The sequence below is a fragment of the Caballeronia fortuita genome, assembly GCF_001544835.2.
GTDB lineage: Bacteria > Pseudomonadota > Gammaproteobacteria > Burkholderiales > Burkholderiaceae > Caballeronia > Caballeronia fortuita.
Map to the genome: position 1 here is coordinate 1 of NZ_FCNX02000018.1, position 25,120 is coordinate 25,120.

The following is a 25,120-nucleotide window of genomic DNA, read 5'->3' on the forward strand; positions in this document are numbered from 1 at the left end:
CTTTCTTTGCCTACTTTCTTTGCAGCAGCAAAGAAAGTAGGTGCCGCCCCGCACAGGGGCAGTGCTAATAAACCAACACGAATACGGGATCCGGCGAATCGAAGCGATCACCACCGCCGCCAAGGGACCGGCCAAACCGCCGCCCCGCACAGGGTCAACGCAAATAAACCACAAAGAAAACGGGATCCGGCGAAAACCCTAAAAAACCAACCGCACCGCAAGCCAGTTCCTCAAAGCCTCAACCTCTTCCATACAAACCGAATGCGGCATGGGATACGTATGCCAATCCACATCACACCCTAACCCACGCGCAAACTCACAAGCCTGCTCTCCAAGACTCACATTGAGCACATCATCGAAATTCCCATGCGCGGCAAAAATCGAAATCGAGCGATTCGCCTCGGACAGCGCTTCATCGATAACGCCTTCCGACGGGATATAACCCGACAGCACGATCAACCCCGCGAGCTTCTGCGGATGCGTCAACCCGACGTGATAAGTCATCGCCCCGCCCTGCGAAAATCCCGCGATAAAAATACGCTCGCTAGGTATCCCACGCGCGTTCTGCTCCGCGATGAGCGCCCGCACACGCTCCACCGAAGCCACGATGCCCGCCTCGTCCACGCGCCGGTTGATGCCCTCGAACGACAATATGTCGTACCACGCGCGCATCACGTAGCCATTGTTGGCAGTAACGGCAATTTCCGGCGCGTTCGGAAACACGAAGCGGATAGCGGGCGCATCGGCGAGACGCAACTCCGGCACGAGCGGCACGAAGTCGTTGGCATCGGCGCCCAGGCCATGCATCAGAATCACGGCGAATTCGGGATTCGGCGCGGTCTCGATCTCGATGGTCGAAGCCTGGTCGGTCATAACCTTCACTCCTCTCGTCAGATGATGGGAACGAGTATCTGCACGATGCCCACGACCGACACCAGCCACGCGAGCGACCGCACGAACGGCACGCCCGCCGCGTAGAGCGGCACGTAGACCAGACGCGCGACGAAATACGCCAGCGCGCCGTAATGCGTGAGCGCGTTCTCGCGCCCCGTCATGTGCACGATCAGCACCGCGATGGCGAAAATCGGCAAAGTCTCGAACAGATTCGACTGCGCGCGCATCAATCTTCCGCAAAGCTTGCCGGGTGGCGGCCTCGCGGCATCGCGCGGGCCAGCCTGGTATTTGATGCCCACTTCGCGATTGCGCACCACAGCAGGCAGCAACACTTGCACCAGCGCAAGCACGAGCGTCCAGGCCAGCATCGTCAGTTCGAAACTCATGGCGTCTCCGCGTCAAGATCAGAATATAGCGACGATGGGTCGATCATCATGCCACCGCGACAGTCAGGCGTGTAGTCTGCAATGCATTGCGCTCCGAGGCTCTCACTCATGCATGCGATGACCCTGCGTCTGTCACCCGGCGACGACCTCCGCGCCGCACTCGATCACGCCTTTCGCACGCACGCGCTTTCGGCGGCCTACGTGCTTCAGGGCATCGGCAGCCTGAGCGTCGCGCGGCTGCGCTACGCGGGCCGCGACGACGCCGCCGAGTTGCGCGGCGATATCGAAATTCTCACGCTCGCGGGCACGCTGTCCGCGCAAGGCCCGCACCTGCACATGAGCATCGCCGATGCCGACGGCCGCGTCGTCGGCGGCCACGTCGCACCGGGCTGCATCGTGCGCACGACGGCGGAGCTCGTCATCGCGCATCTGCCCGGCGAACGCTACACGCGCGAGCACGACGCCGCGACAGGCTTCGCCGAACTCGTCATCCGGGCGTCGTGACGGCGACCGCAGGCTGCGCGACGCCGAGCGCAAGATCGTGGCGCGCGATCAGCTCGAACGCCTCGCTCGCCTCCGAGTAGTCCCAACGCTCGACCGTCGTGCGGCGGGCGCTGTCACCGGCGCCGCTTTCGTCATGGCGGATCACGTTCACCGAATTGTCGATGGTGCCGCGCGTGCGAGACGACAGCGCCGTGCCCGCCTGCACCGCCCACATGCGGCGCGCGAGTCCCGCGAAGGTATCGTGCAGCGGCAATACGTACGGCAGATGAATGTGGCCGCCGAGAATCAGGTCCGCGCCCGCGCGCGCCCAGCGTTGAACCGCGCGCTCGCGTCCATGCAAAAGATTTTTTTCGTCCTGCGTGCGCGTGACGGCTACCGGCTGATGCGTCACCACGACGCGCAACTGCGCCGCGCTCGCCGCCTCCAGCCGCGCGGCCACGCGCTTCACCTGCTGCATCGACACTTCGCCGTCCTTGTGGCGATACGCGCGCGTCGTGTTCACGCCGAGCACGAGCAATTCCGGCGATTCGAACGCCGGTTCGAGATCGGCCCCGAACGCGCGCTGATGATTCGCGTACGGATAGAAAAGCCGCGCGAGCGGATTGAAGAGCGGAATGTCGTGATTGCCGGGCACGACGAGCACGGGCGTCGCGCCGAGCGCATCGACGAACGTGCGCGCGGCGGCAAACTGCCGCTTGCGCGCGCGCTGCGTGATGTCGCCGGAGAACACGGCCAGATCGGGCGCGAGCGCATCGGCAAGACGCAGCAGCGCCGCGACGACCTGGGGCCGCTCGGTGCCGAAATGGGTATCGGATATCTGCAACAGCAAGGTCATGAGCGATTCGCTTCGGCCACCGACGGTTCGGGCTTGAGCAGGTAAAGCGGCTTGCCGGATACGCGGAATTCGAGCGGCATGCGCAGCTTCGCGACTTCGCCGTCGGTTGCGATCTTGACCGGCTTGCGCTTCTTCGACGGATGCGTCACCACGATACGCTCGAACGTCAGACTCACGACATGATCCGAGTCCGACAGCCGCCCCGCCGCGCCGTGCAATGACAGCCACAAGTGCATGAGCCGCCCGACCGGGCGCGGTGCAATGGCGACGAGCAAGCCCTGTTCCAGCGCGTGCGCCTCGTCCGGCATGCCAATCTGCTCCATCTGCAATCGATTGTTGCCGACGAAGAGCGTCGACGAGCGAATCTCGGTCGTGCTGCCTTCGTGATCGATATGCAGACGCAAATGCCGGTGCGGCTTGAGCAGCGTGAGCAGCGCCGACCACAGCGCAACCAGCCGGCTGCGGCCGAATTGACGCTTGTAGATTTCGCGGTCTTCGAGCAATCGCGGATAGAGGCCGAGACTCGCATTGACGAGAAACATCTGCTCGTTGACGAAGCCCACCTGCACCGGATACGCACGCGCATCGAGCAGAAGCCGGGTAGATTGTTCGAGATCGGCGGGAATGCCGTGATCGCGGCTGAAGTAGTTGAACGTGCCGCGCGGCAGCACCGCGAACGGGCATCCGGCTTCGTGCGCCGCATGCGCAACGGTGCATAGCGTGCCGTCGCCGCCCGCGCCGACGAGCACGCCGCCCTCGTCGCACGCCGCCGTGGCGGTTTTGCGGGCGACGTCCGCGAGACGATGCGGATCGTCGACGACATGCAACTCGAAGCGGCGGCCCGCCGCGCCGAGTTCGCGTTCGAGCACGTCGCGCGTCTCGTCCGACTGACGCCGCCCGGAACCGGCGTTCATCACGATGAAGAACGGCGCGTCGGCGGCGAGCGGCTTCGACGTATCGGCGGACGTGGATCCGGTTGGGGCTTTTGCGGCGGTTGCGGCTGTCGGCGTCATCGGCGGCGCTCCCTCGATTCTCGCGCGCGGGACCGCGCGGCAAGGTGGGCCTCACGCTCGCGCGCGAAGCCTGCCGATTATAACGAAATGCTTACAGCCGGATCGCCCGAGATTACGTGTGCTCGCCGCGAATGTAGTACTCGAGCTGCTGGATGGTGTACTGCTGCTCGGCCATGATGTTCTTCACCAGATCGCCGATGGAAATCATGCCGACGAGCTTGCCGTTGTCGATCACCGGCAGATGGCGCATGCGCTTGTCGGTCATGAGCGCCATGCAGTCGTCGGTGGTCTGGTCGGGGCGCACGTAGCGCACCTGCGACGTCATGATGTCGCGCACCGGCGTGTGCTTCGATACGCGGTCCATCAGCACGACTTTGCGCGCGTAGTCGCGCTCGGTCATGATGCCCACGATCTCGTCGCCTTCGGTGACGATCACCGCGCCGATGTGTTTGTCGGCCATCAGCTTGATTGCCTCGAAGACCGACGCCGTGGCGGGGACGGTAAAGACCGTCTGGTCGGGTTTCGAATTCAGAACCTGTGCGACTGTTGCCATCGAGCGCCTCCGTTATGAGCGGGGAACGTTGTTGCGCCTGGGCGACGGAAGATTCATGCGCCTGTATGCAGCGTAAAGCCTCGCGCGCGATGCCTTCATAGGCATTAACCCGACCATTCGAAAAAGTATAGGTCACTGGCGCCACGCGCATCGTCGCCGCATGCCTTCAGTTTCGTCGATTAATGCCGCTAATCATGCATCCGGTGGAAAGTCACGCCACGGGCAAATACACGAAGGCATCGCTTAGGGAGAACGAAGTGAGCAGTTCACAACAGGATATCGAGCAGCGCGTGCGGCTCGCGGGCAGCAACATGTTCGAATTGCTTCTGTTCAGGCTCGGCGAAGCGCCGGCCTCGGAACAGCGCGAGCTTTACGGCATCAACGTGTTCAAGGTGCGCGAAATTCTCGCGATGCCGACGATCACCGCCGTCGCCGGATCGAGCGACGAGATTCTTGGCGTCGCGGATATTCGCGGGCAGATCATTCCCGTGATCGATCTCGCGCGCATCACCGGCTGCCGGCCGAAGAACGGGCCGAAGATTCTGCTCGTCACCGAGTTCGCGCGCACGACGCAAGGTTTCGCGGTCGAGGAAGTCGACGACATCGTGCGGCTCGAATGGAATCAGGTGTTGTCGGCGGAATCGCATTCGGGCGGCAAGACCGTGACAAGCTTCGCGCGGCTCGACGGCAACGTCGACGGCTCGCGGCTCGCGCAGGTGCTCGATGTTGAGCGCATCGTGCGCGACGTGCTGCCGTCGCAGGAAAGCGATATCACCGAGGCCAGCACCGGCCGCCTGCAACTGAAGCCGGGCGCGCGCGTGCTCGCCGCCGACGACTCGGGCGTCGCGCGGGCGCTCATCGAGCAAAGTCTGACCGCGATGGGCGTGCCCTTCGTGATGACCAAGACCGGCCAGGAAGCGTGGGACGTGCTGGAAGCGGCGCTGCGTAAGGCGCAGAAGGAAGGGACGGAAGTCGCGGATCACATCGCGCTCGTGCTCACCGATCTGGAAATGCCGGAAATGGACGGCTTCACGCTGACGCGCCGCATCAAGGCGGAAACCGGGCTGATGCACATTCCGGTGGTGATTCACTCGTCGCTGTCGGGATCGGCGAACGAGCAGCACGTTCGCAAGGTCGGCGCGAACGCGTATGTGTCGAAGTTCGAGGCGTCGGAACTCGCCAGCGTGATGCGCGGCGCGCTCGCGGCCTGAAAAACGATCGGCGCCCGCCGAACGCAGACCTTTTGAGTCTGCGCCAGCGGGCGCCGATACGGTCGTTCAGCCAGTACGCCCGGCGGATAAGCCGGGCCAGCCGATTCGATTAGTGACCGAAGAAGACCGATTGCGGGTTGTTGCCCGATTGCGCCGCACGGTTGCCCGATTGAGCCAGCGTGTCGCGCGAACCGCCGAATGCCGAAGCGTTCACGCCGTGCGCGTTTTCTTCAGCGGCGATCGTTTGTGCGCTCGGGCCTTGCTGCGATGCCGGCGCGCCGACAGCCGGGCGGTACGACGGTGCCGGACCGTAGCCGCTTGCGAAAGCGGGCGCGGCGAGCGAAGCGGAAGCGGCGATCAGAAGGGTAGCGATAAGATTGCGTTTCATGGTGTGAGCTCCAAAGACGGTTGACGTTCAATCAGAAAGCGCCGCAGCGGTCTTGCGAGAAACTGTCTGCTACGTCGATGGAATGCAGTGTATACCCCTACTATCGGTTTTTTATCTCTATAAGTTTCAATTCACTTTTCGCCGTGCGCCAACAATCCCTGGCTGCACGAGCGTTCAGAATTCTCCGAGGGACTTGATCCATAAGGGTTCGCGCGTGTTGCATTGCCGCGCGTTGCGACGCGTCGTTCGGCGGGGACGGAACAATTAAAACAAGAACGAGCGTGCTAAAAATCGGTCAATGAAGGACGCGACCGATGAGACGGACGAGTTCCGCTGGTGGATTGCCCTTCTGACAGTAGCCGTCGAAGCCGGAATGCACGCCTTCGGCCCGCACGATGTCCTCGCCGAGCGCCGTGAACGCGATGATTACGGCGTCGCGCGTCCGGGCGATCCGGCGCAGCACGCGCGCGGTCGCGTAGCCGTCGTGTTCGGGCATCGTGACATCGAGGATGACGACGTGCGGCACCCAGCTGTCGATCGCGTGCAGGGCTTCGACGCCGGAAAGTGCGAAGCGCACGTCGAAACCGTCCGATTCGAGCGCAGCGCAGAGCGCTTCCGCGCTATGGGCGTTGTCGTCGACGATGAGAATGCGCCACGGATCGCGATGCACGTCGACACTGCGGTTCGTCCACAGCGCGCATTGGGAAGGCAAAGATACGGACATGGGCATTGGACGAGGACACATATCCGCGCCGCAGCATGATTCGCGCCTGCCCCGCCTGCAGGCTCAGGCGTCGCCGTCCTTCCTGCTTTTGCGGCGCTTGCCCGATGCACTTTCGCTCTCGCGCAGCCGCGCGTTCGCCTCGACGAGCGAGGCCGCGTCGCGCTGACGCAACGCGACATCCAGTTCGCCGAGCGCGCCGACGAGCGCGGACTGTTCGGCTTCGTCGAGCGGCGCCGTGCCGTGCGCGGAGACGCGCCGCGCTTCCTTGTCGAGCCGCTTCAGTAGCTTCGCGCCGAAGCGGGTATCGATCGCACCTTCGCGCGCGAGCCCCGCGATCACCGACGCCAGACGGACGAGCCCGCCCGCCGTGTTTTGCGTCGCCCCGTCCAGATCGTCACGGTCTTCCACAGCTTTCTCCCCAGTTTTTGCGCGGCGCATCGTGTGCGCCCGTCTTGCGTGGCGCGATGATACGCCGACAATATGACAGCCAAATTTGCACGCACACGCGCGCGCCAGGCGATCGTTTCGCCGGCGCGCACGCGTTACGATCGCGATTCGGGGCGCGACCGGTGGCACACTAGCGCGTGCCTGAAGCGCCGAGGCCCGCGTCCAAAGTACACACGCCGACATCCTCAGAATGCAACCGAACGCCCGCATGAATCCCGCTACCCTGCAAAGAGCGCCCTACGGCTCCGATTTCTCCGGTCTCGTCTGCGGCTTTCGCTTTCACGTCGATCATCCTGGCGAGCCGATCGATGCCGAAGGCGCGAGAGAATGGCTGGCTCGCGAGGATACGACCAGGGAATTCGTCTGGCTGCACTTCGATCTCGCCAACAGCGCGTGCGAGCGATGGATGCGCGGCCGCCTCGGCCTGCCCGACGCGTTCTTCGACACGCTGAACGAAGGCTCGCATTCGACGCGCATCGAGCACCAGGAAGGCGCGCTTCTCGCCGTCATCAACGACGTGATGTTCAACTTCGAGCTTACGCCTTCGGAAATCGCGACGCTGTGGGTCTACACGCATCAGAAGCTGATCGTCACGGCGCGGTTGAAACCCTTGCGCTCGGTCGATTCGCTGCGCGAGTCGGTGAAGCGCGGCGAAATCTTCCGCTCGCCCGCGGAATTGCTCGCGCATCTGCTGCGCGATCAGGCGGACTTGCTCGTGCATATCGTGCGGCGCACGAGCGTCGAGGTCGACGGCATCGAAGATCGTTTTCTCTCGATGCGCGGCGCCGCGACCCGCACCGATCTCGGCGGCTTGCGGCGCGTGCTCGTGCGCCTGCAACGGCTGCTCGCGCCGGAACCCGGCTCGGTGTTCCGTCTGCTCGCGCGGCCGCCGCGCTGGCTGCATTCGCAGGATATTCAGGATTTGCGCGACGCGACCGAAGAGTTCTCGCTCGTGCTCAACGATCTCGCCGGGCTCGTCGAGCGCATCAAGCTGCTGCAGGAAGAAGTCGCGACGCGCATGGACGAGCAGAGCAATCGCACGCTTTTCACGCTGACGCTGGTGACGGTGCTCGCGTTGCCGATCAATATCGTCGCGGGCTTCTTCGGCATGAACGTGGGCGGCATTCCGCTCGCGGAAAATCATCACGGCTTCTGGCTGCTGGTGGCAATCGTCGCGACGTTCACCGCGCTCGCCGGATGGTGGGCCTTCCGGCGTCGCCGCGACATGTAGCCCGTGATTGCCGTGAATGTTCTCAGAAGCCGAGGTCGCTGAGACCCGGATGATCGTCGGGGCGGCGGCCGAGCGGCCAGTGGTACTTGCGGTCCTCCGCCTTGATCGGCCGGTCGTTGATCGATGCATGACGATGCGTCATCAGTCCCGCTTCGTTGAACTCCCAGTTCTCGTTGCCGTAGCTGCGGTACCAGTTGTTGGCGTCGTCGTGCCATTCGTACGCGAAACGCACGGCGATGCGATTGCCCGTGTACGCCCACAATTCCTTGATAAGCCGATAATCCAGCTCGCGCGCCCATTTGCGTTGCAGGAACGCGACCACTTCCTCGCGCCCGTTTGCGAACTCCGCGCGATTGCGCCAGCGCGTATCCACGCTGTACGCGAGCGATACGCGCTCCGGATCGCGCGTGTTCCACCCATCTTCGGCGAGACGGACCTTCAGCTTCGCGGATTCTTCATCGAACGGCGGAAACGGCGGCTTGGATTCCATGGCGAGTCCTCTTTCGGGTCATTGGCGGGAGAAGTAGACAGGTCTGTCTACCCGACGCACTCTAGCGCAGGTAGACGAACCTGTCTACAATCGATTGCATGAACACTTCCGCTTCTTCCGGCGATGTCGCCGATCTTACGCCGGATGCGCGCATCCTTTACACCGCACACGATCTCTTCTATCGCGACGGCATTCGCGCGACCGGCATCGATCGCGTGATCGCGGAATCGGGCGTCGCGAAGAAGACTTTTTACCGCTATTTCCCGAGCAAGGACGATCTGATCGTCGCGTTCCTGGACTTTCGGCACGACAACTGGATGACGTGGTTCCGCGATGCGCTCGCGCGCCACGGCGGCACGCTCAACGCGCTCGTGCCCGCGCTGGCCGAATGGTTCGGCAGCGAAAACTATCGTGGCTGCGCGTTCATCAATTCGGTGGTCGAAGTCGGCGCGACGCTGCCGCAGGCCGTCGACATCTCACGCCGCCACAAGCGCGACATGACCGCAGCGATCCGCGCCCTCATGCCCGCCTCGCGCACGGCGAAAGCGGATGCGCAGGCGCTCGCATTGGCCGTCGATGGCGCGATCGTCGCCGCGCAGTTCGCGGCATCGCCCGCCGATGCGTTGAAGGCGCTCGCACGCGTGGTCCGCGCGATCAAGCGCGGCGCGGCGGATCAAGCCTGAGCCAGCGGCGTCGGCATTGGCGTGTGCATCGGCGTCAATGCGCGTTCGATGACATCGGCGAGCTTGTCGAAGTTGGGCGCGATATCGGCATTAGGCACGCATGCGTAACCGAGCATCAAACCGCGCAGCGCCTTGTCGTGATTCATGAAGTAATGGATGAGCGGACGCGTCACGACGCCGGCCGCGAGCGCGTCGGCGGTGACCGCGCGGTCATCGGCGAAATGGGGCAGTTCGAGCACGAAGTGCAGGCCGGCTTCGTCGCCGCGCACGGCGAGCGTGTCGCCGAAGCGCGCGCGGATCGCGTTTATGAGCAACTCGCGGCGCTCGCCGTACAGCCCGCGCATGCGGCGCACGTGCGAGGTCAGATGCCCATCGAGAATGAACTCGGTCAGCACGGCCTGCTGCATAAGCTGCCCTTCCCGATACAACTCCGCAACACCGAGCCGGAACGTCTCGACGAGCGCTTCGGGCACGACCATATAGCCCATCCGCAAGCCCGGATACAGCATCTTCCCGAGGCTGCCGACATAGATCACCTGCCCCGCGTCGTCGAGCCCTTGCAGCGATGACAGCGGCCGGCTGCCGTAACGGAATTCGCTGTCGTAGTCGTCCTCGATGATCCACACCTTGTGCTGGCGCGCGAATTCGAGCAGCGCACGGCGGCGCGCGAGGCTCATCACCATGCCGAGCGGATATTGATGCGAAGGCGTCACGAGCGCGATGCGCGGCGCTTCGACCATGTCGCGCGGCGTCGGGTTGAGTCCCTCCTCGTCGACGGGAATCGGCACGAGCGTCAATCCCGATGATTGCAGCACGCTGCGCACGCCCCAGTAGCACGGTTCCTCGACCCACGCGCGATCGCCGAAATCGGTAAGCAGACGAACGGCGAGATCGATCGACTGATGGATGCCCGTCGTGATGATGATCTGATCCGGCTGACACTTCACCGAACGCGCGACGCGCAAGTAATCCGACAGCGCGCGCCGCAGCGGACGATAGCCGCCGCCCGGCGCGTACGTCAGCAGATCAGGGCTTGCGCGCTTCCAGAGCCGCGCCTGCAGACGGCTCCAGGTGCGCGCGGGAAATTCGGCGACGTCCGGCACGCCCGGCATGAACGCGCCCCACTGCTTCGGCGACACGCCCGCCTGCGCGATCAGCCGCTCGCCGCGCCGCGAGATCGTGCACGGCGCTTTGCTTTCCTCGGTTTTCGCCTTCTTCGCGACGCCATCGCGCGGGGCCGTATCGGCGACATAGGTGCCGCTGCCGGTCGTCGAATTCACATAGCCTTCGGCCGTCAACTGATCGTAGACATGCAGCACCGTATTGCGCGCGATGCCCAGATCGATCGCGAGCGTGCGGGAACTCGGCAGCTTCGTGCCTGGCGCGAGTTGCCCCGTGAGAATGGCCTGCTGCATCAGTTCCAGCATCTGCCGATAGGTCGGTTCGGCGGCCGTGCGGTCGAGGCGCGCGCTCAGCCAGTCGGCCAGGATGATGGTATCCATGATGTGTCTCGTGGGACGGAACCACTCTTCGAAAAACGTTGAAGTGGTTCCATTTTGAATATTGAAATGGCTCCACATTGTAGAACCGTGGCGGGCTATAGTTATCGCACGACGTGGAAAAAATTTCCGGGCGCGGTGAGGCGTTCGGCAGTATCAGGGTTTTCCGAAGGAGACACGGAAGATGAAATCCGATCAGGTGATCGTCAGCTTTCGCGGCGTTCGAAAGACTTACGACGGTGAAACGCTCGTGGTCAAATCGCTCGATCTCGATATCTATCAGGGCGAATTTCTCACGCTGCTCGGGCCGTCCGGTTCCGGCAAGACGACATGCCTCATGATGCTCGCGGGCTTCGAGTTTCCGACGGGCGGCGAGATCTGGCTCGACGGCAAGCTGCTCAACAAGGTGCCGCCGCACAAGCGCGACATCGGCATGGTGTTTCAGAACTACGCGCTCTTCCCGCATCTGTCGGTGCAGCAGAACGTCGAATATCCGCTGACGGTGCGCAAGATGTCCGCCGAGGAACGCGCGCATCGCGTGAACAACGCGCTCAAGATGGTGCGCATGGAGAGCTTCGCAAAGCGTTATCCCGCGCAGCTTTCCGGCGGTCAGCAGCAGCGCATCGCGCTCGCCCGCGCGCTCGTGTTCGAACCCAAGCTCGTGCTGATGGACGAACCGCTCGGCGCGCTCGACAAACAACTGCGCGAGCACATGCAGATCGAACTCAAGGCGCTGCACGAGAAGCTCGGCGTCACGTTCGTCTATGTCACGCACGATCAGGGTGAAGCGCTTACGATGTCCGACCGCGTCGCCGTGTTCGACAAGGGCATCGTGCAGCAACTGGATACCGTCGATCATCTGTATGAAGCGCCGTGCAATGAGTTCGTCGCGAACTTCATCGGCGACAGCAACCGGCTGCGCGGCACCATCGAACAGATTCAGGGCGATTTTTGCGAGATCCGCCTGGCCGACGGCACGCGTGTCTCCGGGCTGAATGTCGCGAACGCGAAACCGGGCGCGGAGGCGATCGCGTGCATACGGCCGGAGCGCATGAAGCTCACGGATCGCACGCAAGGCAACGGACACGCGAACGGCAACATCAACGCGCTGTCCGGCGAAGCGAAAAGCCTCATCTATTTCGGCGATCACGTACGCATGCGCTGCGGCGTGCGCGAGCAGGACGAATGCTTCGTCAAGGTGCCGCTCGGCACTGCGGCGCTCGACGGGTTCACGCCGGGCGCGCCTATCGCGCTCGAATTCGCGCCCGAACATCTGCGCGTGTTCGCCTGAACTTCCCACCCGTAGGTCCACTGACAAAACCAAGTCGAAGAAAAGAGGAAACCATCATGAAGAAACTCGCTTTGTGTTCCATGGCGGCGGCGCTGGCGTGCGCGTCGGCGGTGTCGGGCGCGGCGGAAATCACCGTCGTCAACTTCGGCGGCGCGAACGGCGACGCGCAGAAAGTCGCGTTCAACCAGCCGTTCGAGCAATCGTCGAAGAACAAGGTCACGGCCGTCGAATACAACGGCGAGCAGGCCAAGGTCAAGGCGATGGTCGAAGCAAAACACGTGAACTGGGACGTCGTCGAAGTCGAATCGGGCGATCTCGGGCGCGGCTGCGACGAAGGTCTGTATGAAAAGCTCGACTGGTCGAAGATCGGCAAGAAGTCGGACCTCGTGCCCGAATCGCCGCAAACCTGCGGTGTCGGCTTCTTCGTGTGGTCCACGGCGCTCGCCTACAACGGCGACAAGCTGAAAACCGCGCCCGCCGGCTGGGCAGACTTCTGGGACACGAAGAAATTTCCTGGCAAGCGCGGCATGCGCAAGGGCGCGCGCTACAACCTCGAATTCGCGCTGATGGCCGACGGCGTCGCGCCGAAGGACGTCTACAAGGTGCTTGGCACGAAGGCCGGTGCGGATCGCGCGTTCAAGAAGCTCGACGAGCTGAAGCCATCGATTCAATGGTGGGAAGCCGGCGCGCAGCCGCCGCAATTCCTCGTCGCGGGGGATGTCGTGATGTCGACCGCGTATAACGGCCGCATCGACGCGGCGCGCAAGGAAGGCAAGAACCTGAAGGTCGTGTGGAACGGCAGCATCTACGACCTCGACTATTGGGCGATTCCGAAGGGCTCGCCGAACAAGGACGTGGCCCAGCAGTTCATCGCGTATTCGGTGTCGCAGAAGCCGCAGGAAACCTATGCGAAGAACATCGCATATGGCCCGGTGAACAAGGCCGCGATCGCCGCGCTCGACGCGAAGACCAAGGCTGACATGCCGAACTCGCCGGAAAACGCGAAGAACGCCGTGCTGCAGGACATGGCGTTCTGGACCGATCACGGCGACGAGCTGGAGCAGCGTTTTACCGCGTGGGCGTCGAAGTAAGCACTTTGAAGGAGCGACGGTCGTGCGTCGTCGAGAGGCCGACCGTCAAGAAGGAGACACAAGCGTGAACACCATGACGATCCCCGCGGACGAATCGCGCGAATCGAGCGCGCGTCTGAAGCGCGAACTGAAAATCGCCGATGCGAAGAAGCGCGCCATGGCGCTCGCGCTGATCGCGCCGCTCGCCATTTTTCTGTTCCTGATTTTCGTCGTGCCGATTGGCGCGCTGCTCACGCGCGCCATCGAAAACCCCGAAGTGGCGAACGCGCTGCCGCACACCGGCGCGGCGCTCGCGAAATGGGACCGCAAGACGCCGCCATCGGATGAAGCGTATGCCGCGCTCGCTCAAGATCTGACAGTCGTCTCCGACGGCGAATCGATGGGCGCCCTCGCCCGGCGGCTCAACACCGAGATTCCCGGCTATCGCTCGCTCGTCGCGAAAACCGCGCGCGCGATGCCGCTCACCGGCGACGACGGCAAGCCGCTGCCGGCGGCGCAGATCAGGTCGAAGATCATCGAGATCGACGAACGCTGGAACGATCCCGCCTACTGGCAGGCGATCGCGAAGAACGCGGGCCGCTATTCGCCGTTCTATATTCTCGCGTCGCTGGATCACAAGCAGGATGGCTTCGGCAATATCGTCCATGCAGACCCGGACCAGTCGATCTATCTCAACGTCTTCGGGCGGACTTTCGTGATCGGCGTCGGCGTGACGCTGTTCGCGCTGCTGCTCGGCTATCCGCTCGCCTACTGGATTTCGACGCTGCCTGAGCGCCGCGCGAATCTCGTGATGGTGCTCGTGCTGATTCCGTTCTGGACGTCGGTGCTGGTGCGCGTCGCCGCGTGGATCGTGCTGCTGCAAAGCGAGGGCCTCGTGAATACGGCGCTGATCGGCGCGGGGCTGATCGGATCGCCGCTCGCGCTGCTGTTCAATCGTGTCGGCGTTTATATCTCGATGACGCACATCCTGCTGCCGTTCATGATCCTGCCGCTTTATAGCGTGATGAAATCCGTGCCGCCTACCTATCAGCGCGCGGCCGTGTCGCTCGGCAGTCATCCGTTCGCCGCGTTCTGGCGCGTGTACGTGCCGCAGACGTATCCGGGCATCGGCGCGGGCGTGCTGCTCGTGTTCATTCTCGCGATCGGCTACTACATCACGCCGGCGCTGCTCGGCGGGCCGAACGATCAGATGGTCAGCTATTACATCGCGTACTTCACCAACGTGACGATCAACTGGGGCATGGCGTGCGCGCTCGGTGCGCTGCTGCTCGCCGCGACGCTGCTGCTCTACGTAGTCTACGGCCGCTTCACGCGCACGAACGTGAGTCTGGGGTAAAAAATGAAACTCGCCAAACCGATGTTCGCGCCGCACACGTCCGCCATCGAACGCGTCTGGTATTTCGCATTGCGCATTCTCTGCGTGCTGACGCTTTTGTATCTGATCCTGCCCGTGCTGGCGATCGTGCCGCTGTCGTTCTCATCGAGCACCTTCCTCGTCTATCCGATCCCGGGCTGGTCGATGCGCTGGTATCACAACCTCGTGATGTCGCAGGAATGGCGCATGGCTGCAAAGAACAGCTTCATCGTCGCGCCTTCCGCAACCGTCGTCGCGACGATACTCGGCACGCTCGCGGCGGTCGGGCTCACGAAGGCGAAGTTCGTTGGCAAGAGTTTGCTGATGGCCGTGCTCATTTCGCCGATGATCGTGCCGGTGATCGTCGTCGGTGTCGGCATGTATTTGTTCTTCGCGCCGCTCGGCATTGCGAATACGTACTTCGGGCTGATCCTGGCGCACGCGGCGCTCGGCGTGCCCTTCGTCGTGACGACGGTCGGCGCGACGCTGCAGAACTTCAACTACAACCTCGTCCGTGCGAGCCAGTCGCTTGGCGCGAGCCCGCTCGAGACCTTCTTTCGCGTGACGCTGCCGGTCATCGCGCCGGGCGTGATTTCGGGCGCGTTGTTCGCGTTCGCCACATCGTTCGACGAGGTCGTCGTCACGCTCTTTCTCGCCGGCGCCGACCAGACGACGCTGCCACGACAGATGTTTACCGGCATCCGCGAAAACATCAGTCCGACGATTGCCGCGCTTGCAACGATTCTCATCGTGTTCTCGACGAGCCTGCTGCTGGCGCTCGAATGGCTGCGCGGGCGTGCGGCGGCGCGGGCCGTGGCGTAAATTCGCCAGTCCGAGGTAGCGATGGCGGACTGGCCGAAACCGGTAATGCGCCTGACTCTGAGCGGGCCTTCGACACCGTCCAGATCCGCCCTTTTGAAGTGTCGTGACTGTCTTTCTGGCCGCAGACGTTCAAACGACGGCTTAGCCAACATCCGCGAAAACATCAGTCCGACGTTTACCGCAGCCGCAGTGATCCTCGTCGTGTTCTCGACTAATCGGCGGCTCGCGTTCGGATGGCTGCGCTGATGTGCACGCGCCGAAGCGTGAACTTGCCGGTCCGAGCTCGCTATGGCGAACCGGCAGAACCCTTAACGCGCCTGCTTCGGAGTGGGACCGCGACGTCAAACACGGCCCGACACTGTTCGGTATTGCCGTACAAAAGCAGCCGCTAGCAAAGAAATCCTTCCTGGAACCAGGTGATTTTCGCATTTGAGACGCTCCGAGCCGGTCCGAGCCACGCCTTACGAATCGCTTAGACGCCCGCCCAGTAAGGCGCAGCTTGGGCCCATTGCGAACGCGTCTCGATTATTCGCAACAACGGGATAGTGTATTCACTGATGCAGTATTTATCGGAATATGCTTAATGACGTACGTTCTAGGTCGAGTCAAAGCCTGGAACAATGCCATGACAGCTTTTTCGAAAAGAGCGGACCCGTGGTCACAGACGGTTCACCTGCTCGAGGCGATGCCCACGGATATCGCCCGCACTGCCCCTTCCCAGAAATCCGCGCGGGCCGAGAGCGCGTTTCTCGAGCGCCTGACGCGCGACTGGAACCGCACGCACCCGCATCATTCCGATGACCGGCTGCCGTTTCCGCAAGCCGTCGTGCGTGTGATAGAGCGCCCGAGCAGCGCGACGGCGCTCGTCTATTGGTCCGATCCCGGCACCTGCCACTATGGCTATCAGGGCTGGCGCGCGACCACGGCGACGGCCGAAGGCGTCTGCTCGTTATCGGGGATGCCGATTCATCGCGGCGATCAGGTGTATCGGCCGTCGCAACGCGATCCGAAGCCGCAGAACGCATCGGCGATGATCCTCGCCGCGGCGATGCCCAAGAACGCCGAGGAGATGGAAGCCGATCTCCACGGCTGAGCGCGCCGCCGCGCGCGTTCGCCCGCTCAATAGCCGACGGTGATGCGCTGTTTGATGTGCGCATCGCGCTCGAACTCATCGAGGAAGGCGATCGCGTAGTCGTCGAAGGAAATCCAGCTCCGCCCCGCGCCGTCGACGAGCAGTTCGTCCACGCCGACGCGGAATTTCTGCGTGCGCGCGCCGGGCACGAATTCCGCCGATGGCGACACGAAGGTCCAGTCGACTTCGCGTTCCCGGCGCAGCGCGTCAAGAAATGCCGCGCCCGCCGTGGCTTCCGGCTTGTAGGCGGCGGGAAATTCGGGCAAGTCGAGCACGCGCTGGCCCGGCGCGGCGTACAGGCTTCCCGCGCCGCCGACCACCAGCAGCCGCCGCACGCCCGCCTGCTTCACCGGCTCGACGATTGCGGGTTCGGAGACCGTTGCGAAGCGCGTTGCGCTGAACACGGCGTCGTGACCGGCGAGCGCGGCCGCGAGCGCATCGGCGTTCAGCGCGTCGACGTTCTTCGCGGTCACGCCGTCGCGTGCGGCAAGCCCGCTCGTGTCGCGCGCGATCGCCGTTACCGTGTGTCCGCGTCGCAACGATTCTTCCAGCAGACGGCTTCCGACGTTGCCCGTCGCGCCAATGATCGCGATTCTGCTCATTGCCACCTTCTCCTTTTTCTAGGGCGTTGCGCCGGCTCGGCCGACCGGCCGGATCATCATAAACGGAAACAAACCACGGCACAGCCGCCGCTTTCGATCGGATTTGTTTTCCGTAAGGACGCAAACGGAGAATCGATTAGCGCGCGGCGATTATTAATAGCCTGCATGGCAAATCATCGGTCATGCAATTTCCGGGCCGTTTCCACCGGGCAAACGCAATACCGATACACCATCTTCATATTGGAACGGCGCTTTCCGACAGACACGACAACGTTAAACTAGAGGCCCCGCACTCTTTCGAGACGCGCGACAGCGGCGATTACCGGCGCGCCGCGCGCAGCAGTTTCGGAGCGAGTTTCCAAATCGAGTCGCCAAAATGTCATGACATTGGTTTATATTGCAGTTCCTCGCCGCTCCATTACCGGAAGGAGTTAATCGTGAAGAATCCGCAATTGCAGGGTGCCATCGAAGGACGCGACAATCCGGCAGGCGAAACCGCCTACGAAGCGATTCCGGTACGCGCCGTCCAAAAGGAGTCCGCCGACGAACCCGGCTACTCCGATTCGCTGGACATCCCGCTCAATTACGGCATTGTGATGGACGCAGTCAGGGACGCGGTACGCGCAAACCCCTGAGCGTCCAGGACCTCATGCAAAGCGCTCCAAATGGAGCGCTTTTTTTTCGCCATCATCGGGCAACTCATTGCCTTTCAGCAGCTTTACTAAGACGAATCAAAGACTTAGAAACTGCCGTCGTATAAAAGTCAATCGGGGCGAATCAGAAGCCGCCCCGCATTGCACTGCTTTAACGAGATGGTACACTGCCGCCTCGCTGCGGCGGGCGGGCTGGAACCGTGCACGGGAACCGCCCCACGCTGTCCACGACTTGTCCATCACGCCCGTTCAAACGTCGGAATTGAGTCGACTGTCGCGCCCTGTTCGCCTGATCCGGCGACGAATCCCCTGTTAGTGTTTCTACTGGCGAAAAAAACTGCATTGAAGTAAGTTCAGACGTGTAATAGCGCCTGGACAAGCGCCCGGATCAATGCTCACGGGTTCAGATATTCCCGGCGAGGACGTTAACAAGACGTCAAGAAGACGTTTTCCAGACCGATCAACACGCGCTGTGGCGAACGCCGCGCTGAACAAAACATGGCCGCTATTTTCGATTATCTGTTGGACAGTCAGATTTCCCGTCAATGGCGTGGCCTGCTGGCCGCCCTTGCGGACGAGTTCGAAGCGCAGATCGGGCGCAACGAACTTCGCCAGTTGATGCACCGTGTCGGCAGCCGCTTCGCCGAGGCTCGGCCGCTGCCCGCCTGCGATTCGACATCCGCGCTCGCCGACGCGCTCAACGCGCTGTGGCGCGACACCGACTGGGGCTTTGTCGAACTGTCCGACGAGCGCGACTTTCTGAGCATCGTGCATTACTGCGCGCCGCTGCCGGCTTTCGGCGAAGACGCACTCGCCTGGACGCCCGCGTTTCTCGAAGGCGCGTATCAACAGTGGCTTGCCGCGCTTGGCGCGCAGGGACTCGCGATCCGGCAGGCGAGCGAGTTCGGCGACGACGCGGCCATCGAATTCAGGCTCGCGCGCGTCGCGGCCTGAAGCGTCTTTCGCGCAGTCCGACCGCCGCCTCGATGCGGCGGCACAGACCGCCCCGACGGGCGGCTCAAAACAGGCAGCACGGCCAGGCATCAAGCACAGCACGACGAGGAAGCGGCATCATGAATACTTCGCGCGATATCGAGAAGCTCTTCGATCATTTCGGCGGCAACGCAGGCGATTATCAGGAAATAGGCCGGGAAAACGAGGCCAAGACGGCCCGCACGCGCTGGCCGCTGCTCGCGACGCTCGACTTCGCGCAGCCGGCGATTCCGGAAATTGCGCCGCGCCGCGATGCTCAGCCGACCGCCGCGCGGGCACGTCCGGACGAAGCGCCCATCGAATCGGCCGACACGCCGACCGACAAACCGACGCCGATTCATCGCGGCCGGCCACAGCTTTTCACGCGGGCACATCGACGTACGATTCCGCCCGTCAACCCGCCAGCGGCCGAGTCGCTCAGCGCGTTGCGTTTTTCCGTGCTCGGCGAAGCGGCGTCGAATGAAACCGGAACGATTCCGGATTCGCCGCCCGCTGCCAAATCGAGCGCGCCGCCGGTTCAGGCGCCCGCGCCAGTCGAACCGGAACCCGCGCGCGCCGCTGCCACGTTCGGCTCGAACTTCCTGTCGCGCCGCGCGCCCGCTCCCGCCGCACCGGTCGCGTCCGTCACGGAGCGAACGCCCGCCGCACCGCAATCGATTCTCGGCAAGCTCTTCGAGCCGCAAACACCGGACGTGCCGAGCGCGAGCACGCGCGCCGGCTCGCTCGACGCCGTCTTCGAGCGACTGCGCCACGCCCGCGCGCCGCGCGACGAATCCACGAACACGCAAGGCAGCACCGTTCCGGCGCGCGCGAGCCGCCTCTCACGCTCATGAAAGTCATTACGGTAGTTTCCGCGAAAGGCGGTGTCGGCAAAACGACGCTCGCCGCCAATCTTGCCTCGGTGCTCGCCGCGCGCAGCCGCCGCGTGATCGTGCTCGATCTCGATCCGCAGAACGCGCTGCGCCTGCACTTCGGCATTCCGCTCGACAGCATCGACGGCATCTCGCGCGCGACCCTCGCCGGCGACGCGTGGCAAACCGTGATGTTCGACGGCGTCGACGGCGTGACGGTGCTGCCCTACGGCGCGGTGATCGAAGACGACCGCCGCCGCTTCGAGGCGCTCGTCGACGCCGATCCCGCGTGGCTCGCCCATGCGCTCGGTTCGCTCGCGCTCGACGCCAACGACATCGTGATCGTCGATACGCCGCCCGGCTCCTCCGTCTATACGCGCACCGCGCTGACCGCGGCGAATTTCGCGTTGAACGTCGTGCTGGCGGACGCCGCGTCCTACGCCGCGATTCCCGGCATGGAGCGCATGATCGACGCCTACGCCGCGCCGCGCGCCGATTTCGCGGGTCAGGGCTATGTCGTGAATCAGGTCGATCAGTCGCGTCAGTTGAGCAAGGACGTGTTGAAGGTTCTGCGCAACATGCTCGGCGTGAAGCTCTTTCCGGGCGTGATCCATCAGGACGAAGGCGTCTCCGAATCGCTTGCGTGCGACACGACGCTCATCCATTACGATCCGCTCTCGCAAGCCGCCGCCGATCTGCGCGCGTGCGGCGACTGGCTGCTCGCCGCCGTCGATTCGATCGCCGCTTCGTCGAGGAAACTCGCATGAGTTCCGCCAAGATTCCCTCGCCCGAAACCGAGGTGAGCGTCGCGACCTCGCGCCTCGAACGTTTCGTCGATGCGGGCATCTGGGGCAGCCGCCTCGTCGTGATCCTGCTCACGCTCTTCGCCGCGTTCGCGCTCTACTTCGTGGTCACGGTGCCGCTCGCGTTCGGCCAGCAACTCGCCTTCGCGACGATCTGCTTTCTCTTCGCGCTCGGCTTTCGGCGCTTGCAAGGCCAGTACGCGACGCTCGTGATGATCATGTTGTCGATCGTCGCATCGGGCCGCTACATGTTCTGGCGTCTCACAGAAACGACCTACTGGGAACGTCCGCTCGATGCCGCATGGGGCCTCCTGCTCGTTGCCGCCGAAGTCTACGCGACACTCGTGCTCATGCTCGGCTACTTCCAGACCGCGTGGCCGCTGAAGCGAAAGCCCTTGCCGCTGCCGGTCGATCGCAGCCAGTGGCCGACCGTCGACGTCTTCATTCCGACCTACAACGAGCCGCTTTCCGTCGTAAAGCCGACGATCTACGCGGCGCTCGCGCTCGACTATCCCGCCGACAAGCTTCAAATTCACGTCCTCGACGATGGCCGCCGTCCCGAGTTCAAGGCGTTCTGCGAGGAAGTCGGCGTCAACTGGACGATCCGCACGCACAACCGGCACGCGAAGGCGGGCAACATCAACGAGGCGCTGAAGATCACAAAGGGCGAATTCCTCGCGATCTTCGACTGCGATCACATCCCGACGCGCTCCTTTCTGCAAATCTGCCTCGGCTGGTTCCTGCGCGACAAGCTGCTGTCGATGCTGCAGACGCCGCACCACTTCTTCTCGCCCGATCCGTTCGAGCGCAATCTCGGCACGTTCCGCAAGGTGCCGAACGAAGGCGAACTGTTCTACGGTCTCGTGCAGGACGGCAACGATCTCTGGAACGCGACCTTTTTCTGCGGTTCGTGCGCCGTGCTGCGCCGCTCGATGGTCGAAGAGATCGGCGGCATCGCGGTCGAGACCGTCACCGAAGATGCGCATACCGCGCTCAAGCTGCATCGGCTCGGCTATACGACCGCGTATCTCGCGATTCCGCAGGCAGCGGGTCTTGCCACCGAAAGTCTTTCGGGGCACATCGGGCAGCGCATCCGCTGGGCGCGCGGCATGACGCAGATTTTCCGCATCGACAATCCGCTCACCGGGCGCGGCCTGAAGATCGGCCAGCGGCTGTGCTATCTCAACGGCATGCTGCACTTCTTCTACGGCGTGCCGCGTCTCGTCTTTCTCACCGCGCCGCTGTCGTATCTGTTCTTCGGCGCGCACGTCATCGAAGCGGCGGCGAGCACCATCGCGGTTTTCGCGCTGCCGCACATGATGCACGCGAGTATCACCAATTCGCGGATGCAGCGCAGCTTCCGCCACTCGTTCTGGGCCGAAGTGTATGAATCGGTGCTGGCCTCGTACATCACCGCGCCGACGCTGCTCGCCGTCATCAATCCGAAGCTCGGCAAGTTCAACGTGACGGCCAAGGGCGGCCAGATCGCGAAGGACTATTTCGACTGGTACATCTCGCGGCCGTATCTGTTTCTGCTGCTTCTGAATCTGCTCGGCTTCGTTGCGGGCATCGTGCATATCGTCATCAACTGGCATGTGCGCAGCGAAGTGAACACGACCATCCTCAATCTCTGCTGGACGGTCTACAACATGCTGATTCTGGGCGCATCGGTAGCGGCGGCGAGCGAGCGCAAGCAGGTGCGCGCGACGCATCGGGTCACGATGAAGATGCCCGTCATGCTCAAGTTCTCGACGGGCCGCACGCTCGCGTGCGAGACCATCGACTATTCGGAAGGCGGCGTCGGCGTCGCGCTGCCGAGCAAGATCGAAGTGCCGATGCACGAGCGCGTCACCGTCTCGCTCTTTCGCGGCGACGAGGAATACGCGTTCCCGGCGACGGTCGGCTATACCGAGCCGGGGCGCGTCGGCCTGCGCTTTTCGCAGCTCTCGCGGGAGCAGGAATACGACTTCGTCAAGACCACGTTCGCGCGCGCGGATGCCTGGACCGGCTGGTCCGAAGGACGCCGCCCGGACACGCCGTTGCGCGGGCTGTCGCACGTGCTGCTCGTCGGAACGCGCGGCATCGCCGGATTATTCGATCATTTGTACAGCGACCTTCGTACCTGGATGAACAAGCGCCCGGTCGACGTGAAAAAGCTGAAAACCAAAGACCAATAAAAAATGGGCACGGGTATGTCGATGTTGCGCGTTGAAAAACAAACGGGCGAGCGCGCGCCACGTTTTCACGAAAGACCGCTGGGCCGCGCGCTGGCCGCTTTCATGGCGTTGCAGACCGCGTTCGCCGCACCGTTCGCGTCCATTGCGGCCGCGGCCGAAAGTACGGCCGCAAGCGGCGGCGCGCAGCAGGCGACCGGCGCCGGCGCCGTGCCCGCGCCGAGTCCCGCCGTCGTCTACAACCCGGCGGCGATCCAGCAGCCGGCGCTCGCGATGCCCGTTCCCGCTTTCTCCGGCAAGCCCGAGAAGCCGCTCACGTCACGCATTCCGACGACCGCCGATCCCGGCACGCTCGTGCCCGGCGGCCGTCGCCAGACGCTGACCTTCGCCGATTACGGCGCGCTCGATCCGCTGCAATTGCGCGGCACGGACGGCCAGAACGGCATCGCGTTCTCGGTGCGCGGCGACGAAGTCGTGACCGGCGCGGTCCTGCATCTGATCTATAGTTATTCGCCGTCGCTGTTGCCGTCGATATCGCAATTGAAGGTGCTCATCAACGGCGAAGTGGCCGCGACGCTGCCCGTGCCGAAGGAACAGGCCGGCACGCTGGTCGCGCGCGACGTGGCGATCGATCCGCGCTTCATCACCGAGTTCAACCACCTCAACGTGCAGTTGATCGGGCATTACACGCAGCAGTGCGAAGACCCGTCGAACTCGACGTTATGGGCGACCGTCAGCAACGCGAGCTCGCTCGATCTCACGTATGCGTCGATCGCGAACAAGCCCGACCTCGCCGCGCTGCCCAATCCGTTCTTCGATCGCCGCGACGTGCGCCGTCTCGAACTGCCCTTTGTGTTCGCCGGCAAGCCGGGGCTGCCCGCGCTCGAAGCGGCGGGCATGGTGGCGTCGTACTTCGGCTCGCTCGCGGGCTATCGCGGCGCGATCTTTCCGGCGCAGACCGACAACGTGCCGCTCTCCGGCAACGCGGTCGTGTTCGCCGTCGGCGACGCGAAGGTTGCGGGCGTCGACATTCCGCCCGTTTCCGGCCCGACTATCGCGCTCGTCGAACGCGACGCCAACGCGCGCGGACGCCTTCTGCTCGTGCTCGGCCGCGACGAAAACGAGCTGAAGATCGCCGCGAAGGCGCTGGGTGTCGGCCAGAACACGCTCTCCGGCACGAGCGCGACGATCACGCAGTTCAACGACCTGCAGCCGCGCCGCCCGTACGATGCGCCGAACTGGCTGCCGACCGATCGCCCCGTGCGCTTCGGCGAACTGGCGGAAGCGCGCGACCTGACCGCGCACGGCTACGATGCCGACGCCGTGCGCGTGAATCTGCGCGTGCCGCCCGACCTCTTCATGTGGCAGACGAAGGGCGTGCCGGTCGATCTCGGCTATCGCTACACGGTGCGTCCCGCGCCGGATCGCTCGTCGCTCAACATCAGCGTGAACAACGGTTTCGTGCAGTCGCTGCGCATTCCGGCGGTGTCCACGTCGACGTTCGATCTCGGTACGTACTTCAGCCGCGTGCTGCCGGACAAGACCGTCGCCGCGCGCCGCGAGATCTTTCTTCCGCCGCTGCTCATCACGCCGCGCGCGCAACTGCGCCTGCACTTCTACTACGACATTCCGAAGACCGGCGAGTGCCAAGGCCGCGTGCTGGATAACGTCGTCGGCGCGGTCGATCCGAATTCGACCATCGATCTGTCCGGCTTTCCGCACTACATGGCGCTGCCCGATCTGGCCGCGTTCGCCAACGGCGGCTTCCCGTTCACGCGCATGGCCGATCTGTCGCAGACGGCGATCGTGCTGCCGAACGAGCCGAACTCGGCGGACTACAGCCTGTACCTGCTCGAAATGGGCCGCATGGGCGCATCGACGGGCTATCCGGTGACGGGCGTGACGGTGACGAGCGCGAACGATGTCGACCGCTTCGCCGACAAGGACTTGCTGATTCTCGGTTCGCCGGGCCGCCAGCCGCTCTTGCAGCGTTGGGCGAAGAACATGCCGTTTTCCGGCGACGGCGACGCGCGCACCTTCCAGCTTTCCGATGTCGCGTTCAAGCTCGTCGACTGGTGGCACGGCGAGCAAGGCCCGGAACGCTCGCCCGCGCGCGCGGACCTGTCGCTCGTCAGTTCCAACGGCGATGCGCTTCTGACCGGCTTCGAATCGCCGTTGAAGAGCGGGCGCAGCGCGGTGGCGCTCATCAGCGCGGCCGGCCAGTCCGACGCCGATCTGTCCGCCGCCCTGCTCGACAACGATTTGCTGCCGTCGATTCAAGGCGCGATGGCCGTGATCCACGGCCGCACGGTGACGGTCACATCCAACGGCGAGGCGTACTACGTCGGCCATCTGTCGCCGATGCATTACATGCGCTGGGCGCTCTCGTCGCATCCGCTTCTGCTGGTGTTCGCGGGCGTGCTCGCCGCGCTCATCATCGCCGCCTTGTTCTACCGTACGCTGCGCTCGATCGCCGCGCGGCGCCTGAGGGATTGA

The 25,120-nt window shown here is 63.7% G+C and carries 26 protein-coding genes; 15 read left to right on the forward strand and 11 right to left on the reverse strand.

The window, feature by feature from the left end; translation table 11 throughout:
• Positions 1 to 198: 198 nt before the first annotated feature.
• Together AWB77_RS28110 and AWB77_RS28115 are read right to left on the reverse strand one after the other, a co-directional pair.
• The gene (locus AWB77_RS28110) at positions 199 to 873 is read right to left on the reverse strand and encodes an alpha/beta hydrolase (protein ID WP_061137748.1); all 675 of its coding nucleotides are present in this window, start codon (positions 871 to 873) and stop codon (positions 199 to 201) included.
• Positions 874 to 890: 17 nt separating this feature from the next.
• Positions 891 to 1,280 (reverse strand): MAPEG family protein, encoded by a 390-nt coding sequence (locus AWB77_RS28115; protein WP_061137749.1) that lies wholly within the window; start codon positions 1,278 to 1,280, stop codon positions 891 to 893.
• A gap of 108 nt (positions 1,281 to 1,388) precedes the next feature.
• Here AWB77_RS28115 and AWB77_RS28120 point away from each other — a divergent pair, with 108 nt between their 5' ends.
• Positions 1,389 to 1,784: a PPC domain-containing DNA-binding protein gene (locus AWB77_RS28120; RefSeq protein WP_061137750.1), complete on the forward strand. Its 396-nt coding sequence runs from the start codon at positions 1,389 to 1,391 to the stop codon at positions 1,782 to 1,784.
• On the opposite strand, the gene AWB77_RS28125 is transcribed toward AWB77_RS28120, so the two are convergent.
• The 3 genes from AWB77_RS28125 to AWB77_RS28135 form a co-directional block, all read right to left on the reverse strand.
• Positions 1,768 to 2,619, reverse strand: coding sequence for a metallophosphoesterase family protein (locus AWB77_RS28125; RefSeq protein WP_061137751.1), 852 nt, complete (start codon positions 2,617 to 2,619; stop codon positions 1,768 to 1,770). The genes AWB77_RS28120 and AWB77_RS28125 overlap by 17 nt on opposite strands.
• The gene (locus AWB77_RS28130) at positions 2,616 to 3,632 is read right to left on the reverse strand and encodes a diacylglycerol/lipid kinase family protein (protein ID WP_061137752.1); all 1,017 of its coding nucleotides are present in this window, start codon (positions 3,630 to 3,632) and stop codon (positions 2,616 to 2,618) included. The genes AWB77_RS28125 and AWB77_RS28130 overlap by 4 nt, the downstream gene beginning before the upstream one ends.
• Positions 3,633 to 3,744: 112 nt before the next feature.
• Positions 3,745 to 4,185: a CBS domain-containing protein gene (locus AWB77_RS28135; protein ID WP_061137753.1), complete on the reverse strand. Its 441-nt coding sequence runs from the start codon at positions 4,183 to 4,185 to the stop codon at positions 3,745 to 3,747.
• Positions 4,186 to 4,442: 257 nt separating this feature from the next.
• On the opposite strand from AWB77_RS28135, the gene AWB77_RS28140 reads away from it, so the two are divergent.
• Positions 4,443 to 5,396, forward strand: coding sequence for a chemotaxis protein (locus AWB77_RS28140; protein ID WP_061137890.1), 954 nt, complete (start codon positions 4,443 to 4,445; stop codon positions 5,394 to 5,396).
• A gap of 109 nt (positions 5,397 to 5,505) precedes the next feature.
• Here AWB77_RS28140 and AWB77_RS28145 read toward each other — a convergent pair whose 3' ends face one another.
• The 3 genes from AWB77_RS28145 to AWB77_RS28155 all read right to left on the reverse strand — a co-directional run bounded on the left by AWB77_RS28145 (position 5,506) and on the right by AWB77_RS28155 (position 6,916).
• On the reverse strand, positions 5,506 to 5,784 hold the full coding sequence (locus tag AWB77_RS28145; RefSeq protein WP_061137754.1) for a hypothetical protein: 279 nt from the start codon (positions 5,782 to 5,784) through the stop codon (positions 5,506 to 5,508).
• Positions 5,785 to 6,079: 295 nt separating this feature from the next.
• On the reverse strand, positions 6,080 to 6,508 hold the full coding sequence (locus tag AWB77_RS28150) for a response regulator (RefSeq protein WP_244158679.1): 429 nt from the start codon (positions 6,506 to 6,508) through the stop codon (positions 6,080 to 6,082).
• Positions 6,509 to 6,571: 63 nt separating this feature from the next.
• Positions 6,572 to 6,916: a hypothetical protein gene (locus tag AWB77_RS28155; protein WP_061137891.1), complete on the reverse strand. Its 345-nt coding sequence runs from the start codon at positions 6,914 to 6,916 to the stop codon at positions 6,572 to 6,574.
• Between the two features lie 247 nt (positions 6,917 to 7,163).
• Between AWB77_RS28155 and AWB77_RS28160 the strand changes: the two genes are divergently transcribed.
• Entirely contained in the window at positions 7,164 to 8,186 is a 1,023-nt protein-coding gene (locus tag AWB77_RS28160) for a transporter (protein ID WP_061137756.1), read from the forward strand.
• Positions 8,187 to 8,208: 22 nt separating this feature from the next.
• Here the strand turns inward: AWB77_RS28160 and AWB77_RS28165 are convergent, their stop codons facing one another.
• A complete protein-coding gene (locus AWB77_RS28165) occupies positions 8,209 to 8,676 on the reverse strand; it encodes a nuclear transport factor 2 family protein (RefSeq protein WP_061137757.1) in 468 nt (155 codons plus the stop codon).
• A 98-nt stretch (positions 8,677 to 8,774) separates the two neighbouring features.
• Here AWB77_RS28165 and AWB77_RS28170 point away from each other — a divergent pair, with 98 nt between their 5' ends.
• Complete coding sequence (locus AWB77_RS28170) at positions 8,775 to 9,359, forward strand: TetR/AcrR family transcriptional regulator (RefSeq protein WP_061137758.1); 585 nt, start codon at positions 8,775 to 8,777, stop codon at positions 9,357 to 9,359.
• Here the strand turns inward: AWB77_RS28170 and pdxR are convergent.
• Positions 9,350 to 10,861 (reverse strand): MocR-like pyridoxine biosynthesis transcription factor PdxR, encoded by a 1,512-nt coding sequence (gene pdxR, locus AWB77_RS28175; protein ID WP_061137759.1) that lies wholly within the window; start codon positions 10,859 to 10,861, stop codon positions 9,350 to 9,352. The two genes, AWB77_RS28170 and pdxR, sit on opposite strands and share 10 nt — an antisense overlap.
• 181 nt (positions 10,862 to 11,042) lie before the next feature.
• On the opposite strand from pdxR, the gene AWB77_RS28180 reads away from it, so the two are divergent.
• The 5 genes from AWB77_RS28180 to AWB77_RS28200 all read left to right on the forward strand — a co-directional run bounded on the left by AWB77_RS28180 (position 11,043) and on the right by AWB77_RS28200 (position 16,509).
• Positions 11,043 to 12,149 carry an ABC transporter ATP-binding protein gene (locus AWB77_RS28180; protein ID WP_061137760.1) on the forward strand — a complete coding sequence of 369 codons (1,107 nt, stop codon included), beginning with the start codon at positions 11,043 to 11,045 and terminating at the stop codon, positions 12,147 to 12,149.
• A gap of 56 nt (positions 12,150 to 12,205) precedes the next feature.
• Positions 12,206 to 13,240 carry an ABC transporter substrate-binding protein gene (locus AWB77_RS28185; RefSeq protein WP_061137761.1) on the forward strand — a complete coding sequence of 345 codons (1,035 nt, stop codon included), beginning with the start codon at positions 12,206 to 12,208 and terminating at the stop codon, positions 13,238 to 13,240.
• Between the two features lie 64 nt (positions 13,241 to 13,304).
• The gene (locus AWB77_RS28190) at positions 13,305 to 14,576 is read left to right on the forward strand and encodes an ABC transporter permease (RefSeq protein ID WP_061137762.1); all 1,272 of its coding nucleotides are present in this window, start codon (positions 13,305 to 13,307) and stop codon (positions 14,574 to 14,576) included.
• Positions 14,577 to 14,579: 3 nt separating this feature from the next.
• A complete protein-coding gene (locus tag AWB77_RS28195) occupies positions 14,580 to 15,416 on the forward strand; it encodes an ABC transporter permease (RefSeq protein ID WP_061137763.1) in 837 nt (278 codons plus the stop codon).
• Between the two features lie 625 nt (positions 15,417 to 16,041).
• A complete protein-coding gene (locus tag AWB77_RS28200) occupies positions 16,042 to 16,509 on the forward strand; it encodes a DUF3331 domain-containing protein (RefSeq protein ID WP_244158680.1) in 468 nt (155 codons plus the stop codon).
• Between the two features lie 26 nt (positions 16,510 to 16,535).
• Here the strand turns inward: AWB77_RS28200 and AWB77_RS28205 are convergent, their stop codons facing one another.
• Positions 16,536 to 17,150, reverse strand: a complete 615-nt coding sequence (locus AWB77_RS28205) for an NAD(P)-dependent oxidoreductase (protein WP_061137765.1) — start codon at positions 17,148 to 17,150, stop codon at positions 16,536 to 16,538.
• 437 nt (positions 17,151 to 17,587) lie between these two features.
• Between AWB77_RS28205 and AWB77_RS28210 the strand changes: the two genes are divergently transcribed.
• From AWB77_RS28210 to bcsB, 6 genes are all read left to right on the forward strand, one after another.
• Entirely contained in the window at positions 17,588 to 17,785 is a 198-nt protein-coding gene (locus tag AWB77_RS28210) for a hypothetical protein (protein WP_061137766.1), read from the forward strand.
• Between the two features lie 516 nt (positions 17,786 to 18,301).
• On the forward strand, positions 18,302 to 18,757 hold the full coding sequence (gene bcsD / locus AWB77_RS28215) for a cellulose biosynthesis protein BcsD (protein ID WP_061137767.1): 456 nt from the start codon (positions 18,302 to 18,304) through the stop codon (positions 18,755 to 18,757).
• 119 nt (positions 18,758 to 18,876) lie between these two features.
• Entirely contained in the window at positions 18,877 to 19,629 is a 753-nt protein-coding gene (gene bcsP, locus AWB77_RS28220; protein WP_061137768.1) for a cellulose biosynthesis protein BcsP, read from the forward strand.
• Entirely contained in the window at positions 19,626 to 20,414 is a 789-nt protein-coding gene (gene bcsQ, locus AWB77_RS28225; RefSeq protein ID WP_061137769.1) for a cellulose biosynthesis protein BcsQ, read from the forward strand. The genes bcsP and bcsQ overlap by 4 nt, the downstream gene beginning before the upstream one ends.
• Entirely contained in the window at positions 20,411 to 22,627 is a 2,217-nt protein-coding gene (gene bcsA, locus AWB77_RS28230) for a UDP-forming cellulose synthase catalytic subunit (RefSeq protein WP_061137770.1), read from the forward strand. Before bcsQ ends, bcsA begins: the two co-directional genes overlap by 4 nt.
• Positions 22,628 to 22,648: 21 nt before the next feature.
• The gene (bcsB, locus tag AWB77_RS28235; protein WP_061137892.1) at positions 22,649 to 25,120 is read left to right on the forward strand and encodes a cellulose biosynthesis cyclic di-GMP-binding regulatory protein BcsB; all 2,472 of its coding nucleotides are present in this window, start codon (positions 22,649 to 22,651) and stop codon (positions 25,118 to 25,120) included.

Coding starts and splice junctions, on each gene's coding strand:
- AWB77_RS28115 (WP_061137749.1), bottom strand. CDS start 1,280: ATGAGTTTCGAACTGACGATGCTGGCCTGGACGCTCGTGCTTGCGCTG.
- AWB77_RS28185 (WP_061137761.1), top strand. CDS start 12,206: ATGAAGAAACTCGCTTTGTGTTCCATGGCGGCGGCGCTGGCGTGCGCG.
- AWB77_RS28160 (WP_061137756.1), top strand. CDS start 7,164: ATGAATCCCGCTACCCTGCAAAGAGCGCCCTACGGCTCCGATTTCTCC.
- pdxR (WP_061137759.1), bottom strand. CDS start 10,861: ATGGATACCATCATCCTGGCCGACTGGCTGAGCGCGCGCCTCGACCGC.
- AWB77_RS28130 (WP_061137752.1), bottom strand. CDS start 3,632: ATGACGCCGACAGCCGCAACCGCCGCAAAAGCCCCAACCGGATCCACG.
- AWB77_RS28150 (WP_244158679.1), bottom strand. CDS start 6,508: ATGTCCGTATCTTTGCCTTCCCAATGCGCGCTGTGGACGAACCGCAGT.
- AWB77_RS28125 (WP_061137751.1), bottom strand. CDS start 2,619: ATGACCTTGCTGTTGCAGATATCCGATACCCATTTCGGCACCGAGCGG.
- AWB77_RS28110 (WP_061137748.1), bottom strand. CDS start 873: ATGACCGACCAGGCTTCGACCATCGAGATCGAGACCGCGCCGAATCCC.
- AWB77_RS28200 (WP_244158680.1), top strand. CDS start 16,042: ATGACAGCTTTTTCGAAAAGAGCGGACCCGTGGTCACAGACGGTTCAC.
- bcsD (WP_061137767.1), top strand. CDS start 18,302: ATGGCCGCTATTTTCGATTATCTGTTGGACAGTCAGATTTCCCGTCAA.
- bcsA (WP_061137770.1), top strand. CDS start 20,411: ATGAGTTCCGCCAAGATTCCCTCGCCCGAAACCGAGGTGAGCGTCGCG.
- AWB77_RS28195 (WP_061137763.1), top strand. CDS start 14,580: ATGAAACTCGCCAAACCGATGTTCGCGCCGCACACGTCCGCCATCGAA.
- AWB77_RS28135 (WP_061137753.1), bottom strand. CDS start 4,185: ATGGCAACAGTCGCACAGGTTCTGAATTCGAAACCCGACCAGACGGTC.
- AWB77_RS28170 (WP_061137758.1), top strand. CDS start 8,775: ATGAACACTTCCGCTTCTTCCGGCGATGTCGCCGATCTTACGCCGGAT.
- bcsP (WP_061137768.1), top strand. CDS start 18,877: ATGAATACTTCGCGCGATATCGAGAAGCTCTTCGATCATTTCGGCGGC.
- AWB77_RS28165 (WP_061137757.1), bottom strand. CDS start 8,676: ATGGAATCCAAGCCGCCGTTTCCGCCGTTCGATGAAGAATCCGCGAAG.
- bcsQ (WP_061137769.1), top strand. CDS start 19,626: ATGAAAGTCATTACGGTAGTTTCCGCGAAAGGCGGTGTCGGCAAAACG.
- AWB77_RS28120 (WP_061137750.1), top strand. CDS start 1,389: ATGCATGCGATGACCCTGCGTCTGTCACCCGGCGACGACCTCCGCGCC.
- AWB77_RS28205 (WP_061137765.1), bottom strand. CDS start 17,150: ATGAGCAGAATCGCGATCATTGGCGCGACGGGCAACGTCGGAAGCCGT.
- AWB77_RS28180 (WP_061137760.1), top strand. CDS start 11,043: ATGAAATCCGATCAGGTGATCGTCAGCTTTCGCGGCGTTCGAAAGACT.
- AWB77_RS28145 (WP_061137754.1), bottom strand. CDS start 5,784: ATGAAACGCAATCTTATCGCTACCCTTCTGATCGCCGCTTCCGCTTCG.
- bcsB (WP_061137892.1), top strand. CDS start 22,649: ATGTTGCGCGTTGAAAAACAAACGGGCGAGCGCGCGCCACGTTTTCAC.